This window comes from Novipirellula rosea (genome assembly GCF_039541335.1).
Classification (GTDB): Bacteria; Planctomycetota; Planctomycetia; order Pirellulales; family Pirellulaceae; genus Novipirellula; species Novipirellula rosea.
In genome coordinates this window covers 135,439-151,034 of the sequence record NZ_BAABGA010000035.1, presented here as the reverse complement: position 1 = coordinate 151,034, position 15,596 = coordinate 135,439, and the positions used below count along the sequence as shown (strand labels likewise).

13 protein-coding genes are annotated in these 15,596 nt (G+C 54.5%); 8 read left to right on the top strand and 5 right to left on the bottom strand.

What is annotated here, in order from left to right:
* Positions 1-265 precede the first annotated feature (265 nt).
* Entirely contained in the window at positions 266-445 is a 180-nt protein-coding gene (locus tag ABD971_RS13425) for a hypothetical protein (RefSeq protein WP_339939763.1), read from the top strand.
* 131 nt (positions 446-576) lie between these two features.
* Here ABD971_RS13425 and ABD971_RS13420 read toward each other — a convergent pair whose 3' ends face one another.
* The gene (locus ABD971_RS13420; RefSeq protein ID WP_345322813.1) at positions 577-765 is read right to left on the bottom strand and encodes a hypothetical protein; all 189 of its coding nucleotides are present in this window, start codon (positions 763-765) and stop codon (positions 577-579) included.
* 416 nt (positions 766-1,181) lie between these two features.
* On the opposite strand from ABD971_RS13420, the gene ABD971_RS13415 reads away from it, so the two are divergent.
* From ABD971_RS13415 to ABD971_RS13400, 4 genes are all read left to right on the top strand, one after another.
* Positions 1,182-1,634 (top strand): hypothetical protein, encoded by a 453-nt coding sequence (locus tag ABD971_RS13415; RefSeq protein ID WP_345322811.1) that lies wholly within the window; start codon positions 1,182-1,184, stop codon positions 1,632-1,634.
* Positions 1,635-1,688: 54 nt separating this feature from the next.
* The gene (locus ABD971_RS13410; protein WP_345322809.1) at positions 1,689-4,886 is read left to right on the top strand and encodes a DUF4132 domain-containing protein; all 3,198 of its coding nucleotides are present in this window, start codon (positions 1,689-1,691) and stop codon (positions 4,884-4,886) included.
* An 86-nt stretch (positions 4,887-4,972) separates the two neighbouring features.
* Positions 4,973-7,228, top strand: a complete 2,256-nt coding sequence (locus tag ABD971_RS13405; protein WP_345322808.1) for a tetratricopeptide repeat protein — start codon at positions 4,973-4,975, stop codon at positions 7,226-7,228.
* A gap of 287 nt (positions 7,229-7,515) precedes the next feature.
* Positions 7,516-7,650, top strand: a complete 135-nt coding sequence (locus ABD971_RS13400) for a hypothetical protein (RefSeq protein ID WP_345322806.1) — start codon at positions 7,516-7,518, stop codon at positions 7,648-7,650.
* Here ABD971_RS13400 and ABD971_RS13395 read toward each other — a convergent pair.
* A complete protein-coding gene (locus ABD971_RS13395) occupies positions 7,632-8,273 on the bottom strand; it encodes an RNA polymerase sigma factor (protein ID WP_345322804.1) in 642 nt (213 codons plus the stop codon). The genes ABD971_RS13400 and ABD971_RS13395 overlap by 19 nt on opposite strands.
* Before the next feature lie 158 nt (positions 8,274-8,431).
* On the opposite strand from ABD971_RS13395, the gene ABD971_RS13390 reads away from it, so the two are divergent.
* From ABD971_RS13390 to ABD971_RS13380, 3 genes are all read left to right on the top strand, one after another.
* On the top strand, positions 8,432-9,007 hold the full coding sequence (locus tag ABD971_RS13390) for a sigma-70 family RNA polymerase sigma factor (protein WP_345322802.1): 576 nt from the start codon (positions 8,432-8,434) through the stop codon (positions 9,005-9,007).
* Complete coding sequence (locus ABD971_RS13385; RefSeq protein ID WP_345322800.1) at positions 9,004-10,755, top strand: serine/threonine-protein kinase; 1,752 nt, start codon at positions 9,004-9,006, stop codon at positions 10,753-10,755. Before ABD971_RS13390 ends, ABD971_RS13385 begins: the two co-directional genes overlap by 4 nt.
* Before the next feature lie 315 nt (positions 10,756-11,070).
* On the top strand, positions 11,071-11,376 hold the full coding sequence (locus ABD971_RS13380; RefSeq protein ID WP_345322798.1) for a hypothetical protein: 306 nt from the start codon (positions 11,071-11,073) through the stop codon (positions 11,374-11,376).
* A gap of 202 nt (positions 11,377-11,578) precedes the next feature.
* Here ABD971_RS13380 and ABD971_RS13375 read toward each other — a convergent pair whose 3' ends face one another.
* From ABD971_RS13375 to ABD971_RS13365, 3 genes are all read right to left on the bottom strand, one after another.
* Complete coding sequence (locus tag ABD971_RS13375; protein ID WP_345322796.1) at positions 11,579-12,904, bottom strand: hypothetical protein; 1,326 nt, start codon at positions 12,902-12,904, stop codon at positions 11,579-11,581.
* Positions 12,901-13,527 (bottom strand): protein-disulfide reductase DsbD domain-containing protein, encoded by a 627-nt coding sequence (locus ABD971_RS13370; RefSeq protein ID WP_345322794.1) that lies wholly within the window; start codon positions 13,525-13,527, stop codon positions 12,901-12,903. Before ABD971_RS13370 ends, ABD971_RS13375 begins: the two co-directional genes overlap by 4 nt.
* A gap of 343 nt (positions 13,528-13,870) precedes the next feature.
* Complete coding sequence (locus tag ABD971_RS13365) at positions 13,871-15,025, bottom strand: hypothetical protein (protein ID WP_345322792.1); 1,155 nt, start codon at positions 15,023-15,025, stop codon at positions 13,871-13,873.
* Between the last annotated feature and the right edge of the window lie 571 nt (positions 15,026-15,596).

Sequence of the window (15,596 nt, the reverse complement as noted above, 5' to 3'; positions counted from 1 at the left end):
CCCGAAGCCCCAAAAATCAAGCCGTCCATCGCCGCCGCATCGGGCACCATCGCGTCAGACACCATCGCGGCAAGACCTCAACCGTCATTCCCCCGTCCGTCAGAAACGGGATCATGTGGGTCAGCGGCCACCCCATCGGATGACGCCAGCGGCACGGCCGCGGCGGGTGGCCCCAACACACACTCTCCCGACGCCCCATCAGAAATCGATCCGGCGTCCGAAGTCGAGATTGGGGCGTTTTTTCGCCCGCTTTACGCTCGAAAAAATGTTCACGGTAATCTCGTTCTTGTTGGCGACCGCCTTGGTTGTGCTCTGCACGCTCGACCTCGCGATTTCATGGCCATGGAGGCATGCACGCCCCGTGTTCGATTGGACTTACCTGGGCGTGGGCATCACCATGCTATGGCTCACCTATGACGTATTCAAAGACCAATCGCGTCGCTAATTTTTTTCGACGGTCTCCTTTAACCGGAGACTGCACCGCCTTCTCCGCACCGCAACCGATGCCGTCTCTTGCGTTGCTGACCAACCAACGACCGACTGTTTTCTGACCCAAACCGCTGTAGGTTTCTCGGTTTAGGCCGCGAGCATTAACCCCCGATGCAAACCCCAGTTGGCGAGCGAGGAAAGTCGAATTGATCCCCAGAATACGAGACTTGGTGCGGCGTCCTGCTCTTCCTTGATAAAGTTATCGACGCCACGAACAACTGCAATTTCAAACGCCAATTGATCCTGATTGCTAATCGCGTCTGCGAAGTCGATCACGTTGTGAGCTATGACATCGTGATCGGCGAATGCAAATCGGCGAAATTCTTTATGAGCGTCTAGCTGCTCGAACCGAAGTAGCGAGTCAAGAAATAATCAGTGAATAAAAGTAATTCTCTGATACTGATCCAGTCGTGTACGCAGGGCATACCGCTGAATCGATCCAATCCCTGACGTCACGTATAGAATCCCAATCATCAAGGAAGCATGTTCAATCACCCTCGCGAGCAGCATCCAAAGGACGCGATCTTGCGTTTCCCCAGATACCGCCGCTATCCTCGATTTCTTTGACTTCCGCACAACACGATGCCTCCGGTTTGTTGTAAAACGAAACACCCTCAACGTCCGATGCAAGCGACTGTGATGCCTCGGTTCAAAAATGACCTCATATATGATCCCCCAGGAGCTACACTGCGGTGTTGACCGTTGAAATCACATTGGCCTTGCCTGAGGTCTCAGGAGTTCGATCAAGCTCGGTGCGTCAGCCGCTTGATTCGTGGCCTATCGATCCACCGCATGCTGACGGCTGGAGGCCAACATTGGCCGAGCTGATTACGTTGGCAGTGAAAAACCACGTAAAGCAGCTGAGATTGCCGAATCTTACACCGCTTCGGCGCCCACTGTCGAAAGAGTCTCTGGAGGCGGGACTAGCGGATGGACGGATCCGTTTTGGAACGTCCACGCGTGGCCGCCGGAAAAAGAGCGAAGACGATGCGGTGTGTGCTACCCTCGATGCATTCGAGCGCGGCCATTTTCTTGTTTTTGTCGACGAACAACCTTGTTGCCAACTCGCCGACGAAGTTTCTCTCACTCCATCCAGCACGATCACCTTCGTTCGCACCACGCCGTTGGTGCCTGGCAGCGTGTGATCCACCGCCGTCTCGTCTTGCTGACTCTCTCATCCCCCCTTTAATGAACTCGCCATGGCCATCACCGACTGGGAACGCCCCTGCCATTTAGGACTCATCGATTTTTCAAACCTGTCACAGCCAATCCCGCCGCGTGACCTGAAAATCGAGAGCGAGACCGAACGAACGGACGAATTGTGCCAGCAACTCAAATCTTTTGCGGCTTCGCTGACGGCCCCCGTTCGCATCCCTGCTGATTTGATCAGCCAAGCGAACGAGTTGGGATATGATGTTCCAAAGCGTCTGCCGCCTGCGGAAGTTGCGTCGCTCGGTGGCACAGTCCCGCGTATGGCACAGACCCCCGACCGTCGTTTCTTGTATGAGAACCAACCAGATCGCTTACCCGCTCGAGACGATGTGTTCGCATGGGCCGACAGAGTCAAGCTTCGCGACGATGACGGGCTGCACTGGCATCGCGTTGCCTGGAAGTACAATCATGATTGGAGTCTCGCGAGCGCCGGAAAAGCGGACGCGACTCGTGCCCCCGATGACCCGTTTGCATATGAGCATGCCATCGCTCAATGGCTATGTTTTCGTGCTACCAGCCTTAGTGATTTGGATACGAGCGAATTGGATTTCATCGAGACCACCGCAGCCCGGTTGGAATTCGACGGTCCTTTGCCCAAAAGTTGGCCGAATGTCCCGATCCCAACACACCTATTGCAGGAAATGCTCGAGCGTTACGGTTTGAGTTCGCAACGGCTCGAGACATTACCCATCAAATCGGCTTCGGACGACACGATCCGCCGGATGTTCGAATTGTTGACATGGCGTGATCGCGGTGTCGATCCCACCGTCGGTGGTCGAACTCGCCGCCCAATTCCCGATCGGCTGATGTTGGAGGCCCATCGACGTGGGATTGCCACGGACGAGGAACTGCGTGAACACTTTCTTCTGGCCTACTCGTCCCATGTCGCCTACTTCAGCAGTGACGCGGAACTTCTCGGGTCCATCTGTGCGACGCCCGCCGCGCCCTATGCGACGCTATTCGAAGAATTCCCCGTCCTGCGTGTCACCGCCGAACAAGCCAAATCGCGACTGCTCGATTTGGTAATCGACGAGGGTGGGCCCCATCTGCTGCCCACAACCAATTACACCGTCGTCCCCAAGGGGCTTGATAGCCGTTTCTCAAATAGCCAAACGGACTTGGGAAGACACTTCAATTGCATTGATGACGTTGGAGGTGCTGCCGTTGCCAAACGATTGTTGACAGCGATGGCTGAGGACAATGTCGCCATCCAACCACCCGAACGTCCTTTTCCGAATGCAAATCCGCGACCGACAGCTCTGCAGGTGCTGCTTTGCTGTACCGCGCCCAAGCCGAACGATGATTGTCTCGACGACATCGACGGCGACGTCATATTGCGGCTGGCCATGGCCAATCCGCACTGGGTGCCGCAAGCAGCCAAGATGCTTGATTGGCCTGATTTATCAGAGGTATTGTTCTGGGTGTTCCAGCATACGACTGGGAAACGACGCCCCGACGCGGCAGCGTTGTTGCAGACCCTTGGTGATGAACAGCAACCGCTTTGCGGCTATCTGCTCAACATGGCACTCGTTCGGTCAACGCTCCGCCGCGATGGACTCGACAAAGAATTACGCGAAGCGGGACAGTTCTCCAGCGAGTGGTATTCATCGGTCATCGCCCCATTGTCGCCAACCCAATGGAAGCGGCTGATGACGGCCGTAAAGTCCACGTTCAGTACCCCGCAAGCGACGCGTTTGCAGATGATTGCGGATGTGATGGGTGGTTCGTTCACCGCCAAGCTTCGTGACAAACTGATACAGCAAGTTCAAAAGCGACACGTGCGTGACGCCGTCTCGTTGTTGGGTGAAGCGCCGCTGCTAAATGATGCGGATTTACGGATCCGTGTCGAAACGTTAGCCGACTTCGGTGATTACGCCGAGTCGCTCGACTTAGCTCGCGATTCGGCCGAGGCATTGTTGAATGCCTCGCTTGAGAATTTGGCAGCTCGTGCTGGCTACACATCCGCCGAACAGATGGTCGCCGAAGTTGAATTAGCGAAGTTCAATGATTTGGCCGACGGCATCATTGTTTCCAGCGATGGGGTCGATGTCACGTTGACAATCAACAGCGATGGACAACCCGAAATTGTCTACACCAAGAACGGCAAGGTCTTAAAGCGGCCCCCCGCAAAAATCAAAAAGGCAAAGAAGGTGGCCGCCTTAATTGAACGCCATAAACTACTGAAATCACGTGCTCGCCGTGCCACGCGGCTTCTAGAGCGAGCGATGGCTGAGGCTCGCGTTATGTCGTCCGACGACTTGGCGATGTGGCTTCAACATCCGCTGATTGCGCCGCGGTTACGCACGCTGATATTGGTCAGCGAGAACGGCAAGACTGCCGGATTCTTGACCGCCAATGACACGAAGCTCGTTGACCACTGCGGCAAGTCAACCAAACTTCCGAAAACCTTGCGAGTGGCCCATTGCTTTGATTTGCTTCAACGTGGCGACTGGGTCGATTGGCAGCGTGAATGTTTTGACGCCGGGCGTATCCAGTCCGTCCGTCAAGTGTTTCGCGAATTGTTCGTATTGACCGCTGCCGAACGAGATGAGAAAGATCTGAACCGCTATTCCGAACGTTGGGTACACAAATCCCAAGCCGCAAAGTTGTTACGCGACCGCGGCTGGGGTGGACGGTCGTTTGGATTTGATCGCAATTGGCGATCCGCTGGGTTGACCGCTCACCTCGAAGGAATCCACTTCATGAGCGATGAGAAATGTCGATTGGGGACGCTGACATTCACTCGGACTCTGCAGAACAGCCATAAACAGACCGAGGATATCGAATTAAACCAGGTGCCGCCAATACTGCTCTCGGAAACGTTACGAGAATTGGATCTCGCCGCCAGTGTGGCCGATGCGGAAGTCGGGGCGGAAGAGTATGTCGGGTTTGAACCGGTGGCAGAAATGCGGACCAGACTGATCGAAGAAACTTGTCGAATGCTTGGACTCGACAATATCGAAAGCGATGGCAAGTTTATTCGCATCACCACAAATTCCAACGGTTATGCCGTAAACTTGATGACCGGCGAAGTCCTTAATGACGGCAATCAAAAAATCGAACTGGATGACTCTGCCCCGCCCACGCTCGCGTATGTACCGTTCGCCGAAAACGATCGAGCAACTTCCAAAATTCTTTCCAAGGTCCTCGTACTCGCTGGCGACGGTTCCGAAAGCAAAATATAGTCGGATAAAGATCCCCCACGATCCTTCACGCCTAACCCGACGATCCGGGCGGCCCCATCACGACACAACAGGATGCAACCACCGACATGTTCTCTAGTCCGCTGCAACGTGCGATCAAACGAGGGTTAAAACCCGACGGAGACTTGGCAAAAGAACTCAGCGATTTAAATGATTACACGATTCGCTCTCGACGGGACGCGAAGTCGATTGTCGCGGCGTTGGAAGTCCAACCTGCCAGATCCTCGGCGAACAGAAACGGCTTTTCTGGAATCCGAGCATTGACGTCCCTGTTTCAAGATGTGGAGAGCGTTGACGTGCCCGCGTACGACATTTTGTATGACGCCGGGCTTCCTCAGCTTATCCGGATCTTTGACGGTTGCGCTGCGAATGTAAACAATGATAATGCGAGCGACCTCTTACTGATCCTCAAAATCCTTGCGATATACGGATCCGAAGCGGGTGCGGAGCGAATCGTGCAATCGAGTCGCCATCCGGTTCTTTGCGAAGGGTATCTATGGCATCCGATTCTGTCCGTGTTCACGAAGGCACACCCCCATCGTGACTATGTCTTCGCAAAGATAGCCGAAGCATTGCCCGACGGTTTTCTTGCGGTTGCGTTGCTGGACGCCGCCAACGGTGTCGCCATCGAAGACAACCTTGATCACCACCCCTTTGACAATCCCGAAGGACACCGCCGCTTAAAAGCTTGGATTGAGGATCGAAATCCAGATCACTTTAGTTACGCGCACAGTGCGACAGCGGCGCTGCCATTTGTAGAGAATCCCACACGCGACCAACTACTTGCACTGGCGATGGACCACGTCGACGAGGGAGTCCAAATGGAGGCCGCTTGGGCGTCGGGACGCATGGGACGCGAGTCTGGTTTGAAAATGCTCGCTCGCTATTGCCTCGACGTCAATCATTCCGATACCGCGAAGAGATATTTGGCGGAACTCGGGCGTGAAGATCTGATTCCGGACGATGCCAACGATTCCGATTTTCAAGCGAAAGCAGAGATGGCTCAGTGGCTGGCGCATCCGAATGAATTGGGCCGCGCCCCTGACGAACTTGAAATCATCGACCAACGTGAATTAGCTTGGCCACCCGAAGGTCAGCCGCGTCCTTTTTGGATCGTGCGATACTTGTTAAAGGACCGTACGGGGCTCGAAAAAGACGACATTGGCTGCGGCTTAGTCGGCAGCATGACGTGGTGCTTCTTTATGAGTGACACTCATCGGCGTCCCCCCGAAGACATTTACGCAATCCATTGCTTCTGGGAAATGGAACATAGCGAACTGATCGTGGATGTTGAAGTCACTGATCCGGGGGAATACGCCAGTGTTCTGGGGTCTTGCGATCTTTCGGAATACGACGATGTAAAGATCGTCCGCGTCGCTGAGCTTTCAGCTAATCTACAATTCCCTCACCGCGTCATCGCCTTGGCGACGGCAAACAAGCACGGGCAATCCGGCTGGCTGGCAATCCACGGCGGAAACTCTACTTGGTATGACGCCTCGGAGCAGCCCGAAGGAACGTCGGATTTTTTAGTGATGAAAATTCATGTCGGGCGACGGTTGCTAGGTTTGCAGGGCCAGCCTGATCGCAAAAAGCACCTCGCGATGACGACCTCAGAACGCACCCCGGATGAAATTATCGCGGCATACGGGCAACTACTCGACACGTTCGAGTCGGGATCAGCCGAAGAGGTCAATGAACTGCTGAAAAACCGAAGCCTTCTTCCACGCCATTTTGATGCATACGTCGTTGCCGTTTCGAAAACGAGAAGTCAAGATCGTGAACTGCTCTTCATCGAACTCTATGAACGTTTCCTAGAAGTCGCGCGGCGTTTAGCGCCCGAGGTTCAAGCCAATGCCTACGGTTCTTTTAATGTGCTAGGTCAAAAATTCGACGACTACGTGAGCCTACTGATTAGCCACAACCGAAGCGAGCAAGTCGCGGAACTCATTGATCTGTTCGCGGATCATTGGCAGCACAATTTAGGTTATGGGACGCTGGGGACAGCGGCTTTCGATTCGGGCGACTTTGCTACGGCGGAAAAGTATTTCGAGAAACTTCGTGAGGGATTGGATAGCTATTACCGCTCTGCGCAAATGAGCCAGCTAGCGGAAATCTGGCACTCACGCGGTGAGACGCAGCGGGCAAAAGAACTATTGCTTGAATGTTTGCAGAAGACTTTGCTGGAAATCCAGCACAGCAAATACAATTCCGACAAACAAATGTTTGCTGACGAATACCGGCACCACCGAACCACCTACCTCCGCTTGTTTCCCGCAGCCGAAAGCGAACTCGTGGATGCAGGAGTGCCGGAAAGTCCGCTTTAAAAAAGGCTCATTCGCACGGCTCAACACGTTGGGGGCGCTGATCACCGACTTCGCGACTGTCGCGGACGATGCGTGGCGGGAAGCTTTCCTCTAAGACTGCGATCACGACGGGTGGTTCGCATCCGAAACACACGCTCGGCACATGAGCTGATGTCGCGCGAACCCCGTAGGCCAATCCAAAGCCGCTGTACGATCTTTTCGACAAAGCCTAGCGGTAACCCAATGCCGGCTCGCGACGCAGCGCTCTGCTTGTGCCCTACCTCGCCTACAACTCGCTCGATTTTGCAATGATGCTGAAACTCGCAGGCGGTGGCATCTACACCGCCGGTAAGATCTGCTTTGATGCCAACGGCAATCGATGGAGTGGCCAAAACTGGATGGCGAGGTTGCCAATCCAGCGTGATCAAAAACATCGGCGGTAGCTTCGTTCGGTCGGCACCTGAATTGAGTGGGATTGACCGAGGACGTAACCGCTCAGCTCTTTTCGTAGTTGCGTTCGTGCCCGGTGCAATCGACTGCGGACAGTCCCCTGTTTGATCTGCATTAGCTCGGCGATCTCGTGATAACTAAAACCCTCGAATTCCCGCAGGATCAAAATCTCGCGGTGCACGTCATCGAGCCGGGCAAGGGCACAACGAACTTGTTTTTGTTCTTCGCTCCTCTCCAGTCGCTCTGGTGGTGAACTCTCAGGCTGCAACAACGCCTGATTTCGAGGGTTGCTCTCGGCGTCAATTGACAATGTGAGGTGACGGTGCCGCAAGTGCTTGCGACGCAGATTCAAGGCGATGCGAAAAAGCCACGTGTAGAATCCGCTCCGATTTTCGAACGTGCCCAGATGAAGGTAGGCTTGCACGAATGCTTCTTGCGTGATGTCCTCGGCAAGATCCGCGTATCCCACATTTACGAAGATCGATCGAAACAGTCGATCCTGGTATCGCCAGACAAGCTGCTCATAGCCGCTCCGATTTCCCATAAGGGCGGTTTGGATGAGTTCGTCATCGGAAGGATTCGTGCCGCCGATTCCTGGTAATCGTGTGGATTGCATCGCGTGGCTCCCTTAAACTAGAGCAAGTTTCTGACCGGTTTTCCCCGGGTCTGTTAGCTACGCGGCGCCGTTAGTAACACTCCGCAGATCTTTTTTCAAAAGAAATCAGATTAGGCCCAATGATGAGGAAACCATCACCCTGGCAGGCGTGATCCGACATGAATGCTGACAAAATTGATGTCGCTGGAACCTTGGCGCAAGTTGTAGACGGTGATCCGAACGCCGCCGATCAGTTGGCGGATGTTGTCTACGACCGAATGCGAAACCTGGCCGGGTACCTGCTACGCGGTGAGTCACCTGGACACACACTGCAGCCCACGGCCTTGGTGAACGAGGCCTATCTTCGTCTGGTTGATCAAAGCCGAGTCGATTGGCGAGGAAAGTCGCATTTTTTCGCAATCGGTGCCAAGATGATGCGACGCATTCTGGTCGATCACGCACGCGGAAAGAAGCGACAGAAACGGGGCGGTGAAAGACAGCGCATCGAACTGGATGACAATCTCTGCGTCAGCAGTCGCAAGGACGAAGATGTGCTAGCGGTCGAAGAGGCGCTGACGAAATTAGCCGCACTGGATCCTCGCCAAGCTCAGATTGTCGAATTGCGGTTCTACGGTGGTTTGACCATGGAGGAAGTCGCCGAGGCGCTTTGCGTCTCCAAACGCACCGTTGAATCCGACTGGACGATGTTGCGAGCGTGGATGCGACGTGAATTGTCCGACGAGACCGCCACATGACGCCAACTCAATACACTCGCGTCAAGGAAGTCTTCAGCGAGGCAATCAAACTTCCCCCAAGAGATCGTGTCGCGTTTGCACAGCAGCAGTGTAGCGAGACCCCCGAAATCCTTACCGAAGTGCTATCGCTGCTGAAACATCACTTCGCGGGTACGGTGTTGGAATCGCCACCGAGTCGCCCACCACCCGACACGATCATCGCTGAGCCCTCTTCGCCGATAGATCCGAATCTCGTCCTGAAAGATGTATGGGAAGACAATCGTCAAATTCTTCGCCGCCGTTTGATCGCGATCGCATCGGTGATGGCGGTGTTGATCGCGATATCGATGGTGCGGCTATTCACCTACCATAATGCTGTCTGGGGCTACGGCGGTCGGATCGGCACGCTGGCCGTTACCGTCGGTTGCGCAACGATCTTGGTTTACAAGCCACGTGTGACGCTGTTACAGATCCGCGGCGCCGAGGTTATGGTGATGGCGAGTGTTGGTCTGCTTGCAATCGTAATTGTGGTGCGATTGATGCTCGAATCGGCGGCCCGACAAGATGCAGTCACGTTGATCAGCGTCCATAACTGGAACTTTTTTGTTTGGACGCTGATCATTCTGGTCTACGGCGTCTTCATGCCTAATACATGGCGACGAGCAGCGACGATCCTGATTCCCGTTGCAATCATTCCAGGGCTTGTCACGCTGTTGGCCATTCGGCTCGACTCGCGGGTCGGCATGCTGCTCGGGCAAGATGAGTTCGGTATGCCACTGCCCGTCACCTTGATTGCGGCGGGCGTCTCGATCTACGCAGCCCACTTGATACACGGTGCTCGACTGTTCGCATACACCGCTCAACGCTTGGCCCAGTACAAAGTGAAACGCTTCATTGGCGAAGGCGGTATGGGACAAGTCTTCGAGGCGGAGCACCGAATGCTTAAACGCCCATGCGCGATCAAACTCATTCAACCCGAGTACTGTGCTGATGACCAAGCTCTGCAACGATTCCAATGCGAAGTGCGTGCAACAGCCAAGTTGACACACTCTCACACAATTGAAATCTACGACTACGGGCAAACCAAGGACGGTGTTTTCTTTTTCGCAATGGAATTATTGCCGGGGATGAACTTGCGTAACTTGGTCGACACGACAGGGACTTTGCCGGCCCCGCGGGCCGTCCACTTCTTGGTGCAGGTCTGCGAGGCACTTTGCGAGGCACACAGCGCCGGCATGATTCATCGCGACGTTAAACCCGCAAACATTTTTGCGTCGCAGCGGGGCGGCATCGATGACTTCACCAAGCTGCTGGACTTTGGTGTCGTTCGAGAACTCTCACTCAATCCGCAACATTCGGTCGAGTCGAACATGGTCGCGGGAACTCCTGGTTTCATGTCACCCGAGCAAATCGCAAGCCCTTGCGACGTCGACGCGCGCAGCGATATTTACTCAGTCGGGGCGGTCGCCTATTTCTTGCTAACGGGTCGACCACCGTTTATCGGGGACTCCCCTCTCGAGACCATGATGGCACAAGTCAATCAAACACCGGATCTCCCATCAACCTATCGTGATGACATCCCTCCAGATCTTCAGTCGGTGATTATGCGCTGTTTGGCGAAAGAGGTTGAGCAACGAATCGCCGGTGCCAATTGTCTACTTGACGAGCTAAAACGTTGTAAATGCGCCGACCGATGGACACAGCGTGACGCCACCACGTGGTGGCGTGAGCAGGCCATGAAGGCGAACGCTCAGGTGCCGACGCTATAACCGCGGGCGTACCGCCGCAACTTGTTAACACTGATGACGCCGCCGCTGTCACTGTCGCTATGGCGATGCCGAAGCTGCCTCCCCAGCTGATATCGCCTTGCTGGTTTCGACTGAAGCATGCGACCTCGCCACGCCTATTTTGATTGGCCACGCGGCGGCGACACCTTTGCAAACGGATCATGCGATTTCGTTTGCGCGGCGAGTTTTTGATGGCATGCGGTTTGCGTGGAGTTTTTTTTTGCTGGATCGATTGATGACCGATCCTTTAAATCACTCGCCTATGTCTCGTATTTCCGCACTGATCTTCCTACACCAATGAGCCTGAAAAGACTATTGAGCCGGACAAGCCGGTTTGCAATCCTGATTGTTGTCTTCCTTTCGCCCACATCGAGCGATGCGGGATCACCCACCGGATGGAGCCCGATTATTCTGCCAACGGGATCCTATCGCGCCGAGATCAAGGCGATGCCGATCCACCAACGTCCGGGACGCCCCCTGCATGTCTATGGAAACACCGTCCGTTTGATCGAGCGGATGAAACGGTCGCGAGGATTCTATCGCCCATTACGGCAAATTGTTTTTGGCACAGACGACTTGGCAGAAACGCTCACGAGTCGTTGAGATATTTGCTGGAGGTTAATCTTAGCGAACTCTTGCATCGTTCTATCCCGATGCAATGCCCGAACTCCAGCAGGGTCGCGCGACGTTTACGCCCGCGACTTCGCCGCCCGAGTCTTCGCCGCCCGAGTCTTGGCCGCCCGAGTCTTGGTCAATCAAGTCTTGGTCGATCGAACCTTTTTAGATCTGGTTCGCAATGGGGGCGTCACTGATCCATGCGTGCCGTTCCTCGCAGCTGCGCGGTGGCGACACCACGCTGCTTAGCCAATGGGTCAATGTACCAACGATAGTGGCCATAGTCGGTGGCAAACAGGAATGGCTCGTTCTGGTCATACCATAAGTTCCACGTATTGGCGTCGTCTGATTTCGGCCCCTCTGGAACGTAGCGTAGAAGCAGTCGTTTGGCTCTTGCCGAATCACCCTGCTCGTTGGACGCCAGATGCTCGATCATTGACGGCAGGAATCCAGGATCATCAAACCCCATCTTGATCGTTTCCAAGTCTTTGTCTATTTCCAGTTTGCTGGCAGCATCGGGCGTGAAGTAGGGGGTACGCTCTTTAGCCCAAGCCGCCATCGCGTCTGTGTCATCTAGATTCTGCATCGTCGCCCACAGCTCGGGTGTGACCATACGTTCAACCCACTTCGCACGGTCCGGATTGGCAAGATACGAGGCCACGGAACTTCTCGGCCGGGTGTACGGTCCGACAAACACCGACGGCGTGATGGCAATGGGGCGATCCTGGCTGAAATGGCTAATGTAGGCGATCGCATTGAGCAACATTTTGTCACCGACATCATTCAATTCCACTGGAGACTGTTGAAAACCGAAATGCATTAGGTTTCCTTGACGCCAGATTGCGGCAGCCGTTGGAGTCTTGTGATTTACGCCGCCGCAGAAGAATTCAACCTCGGGAAAAACCTCGAATGCGGTCGAATAGGTACACCAACCAGCCCTCCAATGCTTTTCGTGGTCATCGACTAGCGGGATAACGTCAATTGACTTCGCCTCCAAGTCGTCTTGGAATGATGATGGAGTATCGATCGCGGTTGTCGCGGCACGATCAATCGCAAACGGGGACTTGAAGATCACGTGGTTCTTTAAGTCGTAAGCGACAGGGTCCAAGCAGGTGCACCCTGAACCTCCTCGCAGTTGCCAAGCACAAGCCAAGTTCAATCCGGCGCTGCCAAGCAAGACAGTCGGCCGACTCCAATTTTCACGGGGTCCCAGTGGCGATGATTGGGTTCTCGTCAACCGTGCATCGCTGCTTTGAGGCCAATCCAGCAGCACCACGTCGAACTTGTCGCCGTCTGCCGGATTAAACTCATCGCGATCGACCGAATGGACATCGGCAACATGTTGACGCAAAAAATCAACGAACTCATTCGCACGCTCGGAGCCAACGTAGACGACTCGCAACTCCGCAAGCTCCTTGGCCGACGCAAACGGGGACGAACCCACGATGGCAAACAACACCAGCGTCGACAATTTGCCAACGAGTGAACGACGGCACTTTAAAAACAGCGACTTCATAATGAATCACCTTTGGAGTGTGGCGGGTTGGGAGTGATCAAAACCGGGAGGTCAACGACGAGCGTTTCTTCGGGAAAGCATGCAAGGTCGTTACAAGCTTGGTAGGTGACTTTGGTGGACAGGACAAATCGGCCTTGAAAATCGGGCAGCACTTCCAATGGGACCGACACCTCGACAGTATCTCGGAAGATTGGATGACCGTCGGCGATGGCATGCGGTGCGGGAAGGATCGTGGGCAAAGCACGCACACCTTGCACGCTTGCCGCCCCGCGGATCGAGAGCGAAGTGAAGGGGCCGTCGGAATCGACCTGGGCATAGATATGATAACCACGCTGAATGGAGAGCGTCACTGTTGCAACGATCGGTTGATCATTCAGCATTGGCTGCGGAGGCAGCGATGCAGCGGCGGTCACGTGACCAGTATCGCTTTGCACCGAGACGGGCTCAGCGTGCAACATCGTCCGCGAAGGGACTTTAGCGGAGCTCGACTCAGGCTTCGCGGATTCCCGTGGGTGCTCTCCGCATCCAGTGATTGCAATCCAGATTGCGAAAGCGATCGCAGTGGGCACAATGACGCGAGCGTCACAGTTTCGTCTGCCCACTGGAAATTCATGGTCAATCATCAATGTCCCTTGGAAAGGTACCGCTTGCGATGTCAATTATATCGCCCCCCTCGGCCAACTTCCACATTTCCCGATTGGTGCCATCCACCATTATTTAAACTTGGTGCCTGGCACCGTTTTGTTGATGTATACGACTTTCTCGTTTGGTTTGACGTTCGACTTTCGTTGCGACAGCCCACAAATGAAAAAATCCGGTGCTCGATCATCGATTTTCGCCGCATTTATTCGCGAATAAGCATCACAACAGACAGCATTTACAGAACGGTCGCCTTGCGAGGTCGACGTTCCTGCATGATGAAGCATCAATATCAATGCAAGCTAGTCAACTAGAACATGCAATGAGCTATACGAAACAAGCTGATGCGTTGGATTGGCCGCGGTGCCAGTGGTGCCCCGTCCGCACCGCATCGGCTTGCATCGACTCGCTGCGGCCGACACAGGTGGATTGGCCAAAATAATTTTCCCAGTGCCACACCAAGTCTCGCCACATCGAAGATTCGATTCCAAGTGCTGCCAGTGTTTGTGCTACACCTGCGGGCAATTTCGCTGTGTCGTTAGCATGTTTGGCAGTCCAGCGGAGCAATCGCAGATACTCGTTAAGCGACACACTCAGAAACCCACGGTCGCTGCTGCGAAAACCATCGGTGTGCACTTGAGGTTCGCTCGCGAGCGTGCTTGGGTCGAGCGGCAGCGGAGCAAGCCAACCATCCCGACGTACCTTGCGTCCGGTCGGATTCTTACGCTTGGCACGCTGTTTTTTACGAAGCGCCTCGACCGGAGTTTCGCGAGTGTTCTTTGCCACTTGTTCGCTCGGAATTGGCTTCAAATCGAATGCCGCTGAATCTATTTGTCTACCTTTTCCCGCTTCGATACGGTCATAGGCCGACGTATGCGGTGAGTGGTCTGGGGAATCCGCCATCGCTGCCCGCACCGGATTCAGATCGACGTACATACTGCAGGCCAACAGACCGGTTTCGTCGACGATTCGCTGTGCTTTGAAACGACCTTCCCAGAAATGCCCCGTGCATTCGTCGACTTTGTTAGCGCGGCGAGCAATCGGCTCGGACAATGCTCGCATGAACCAGGAAATATCCGCCAGACGTTGCCGGATCGTCTTTAGTCGCTGCTTGTCACGGACAAGCGATTGGACGTCATTTTCGGTCGGTTCGGCAAGATGTTCTTCGAGCCGATGTCCTGGAAACACTTTCAGCCAACGTAGGGCAACTTCGGTGTCGGACCATTGGGCCAAAACATCAGGCCGATTGCGGAGAATCACGTGTACGTGACTACTCATGATTGAATAGGTGAGTACGTCAACCGAAAAAACAGATGCGAGCGATTCCAGTCGTCTACGAATCCACTCTCGACGGTAAGAAAAGTCCTTACCGGTAACAAAATCGACACCTGCCAGAAAGGCACGGCGGACGCACCGCTGTGTCACGTGGACGATACAAACTTCGTCGGGGCTGAATTGTTCAGCTCGGGGCGGCCGTGGCATCAGGGCACCTCCGCGTGTTCGAGGGATGATTCAGATACCGGTATTAGAGCGGATTACAAACTCGTGTCAAATTTAGGTGCCTGGCACCTAATGCTAGTTGTCATCCAGCACAGAAAAGCCCCAGGTTGCCGATGCCCAGCTTGACCTTCGAGCTTTGCGTGGAAAAGCCCGCTCTGATATGATTCAGTGAACAACCAGTACCACCTATTGGCCATTACCACCTATTGGCAGCGCGTGCTATTTTCCCCCCTTTCGTTTCCGCTGTCCCCTCATAGTCAACCACTTACCCGAATCCTTTTCACGCTCCGTTAACTCTATCCGTGTAGATTGCATTTTCAGCACAGCGTGAACGTTCCGTTCCCCACAATCCAACAATCCAATTTTGCCCCTACCAAAGTCCACCAACAACATCACGATCTCCCCCGATTTGCACACCGTTCGCTACATAGCTTACGTTGTTCTACGGCTACTTCGCCGACAGCATTTGCCCCCTCGACTGCATCCCGGACGTGATCTCCTGATTCGATCCTTGAGCCTCCTATGGCGTCGGACACTCCCGGCCACCCTCACA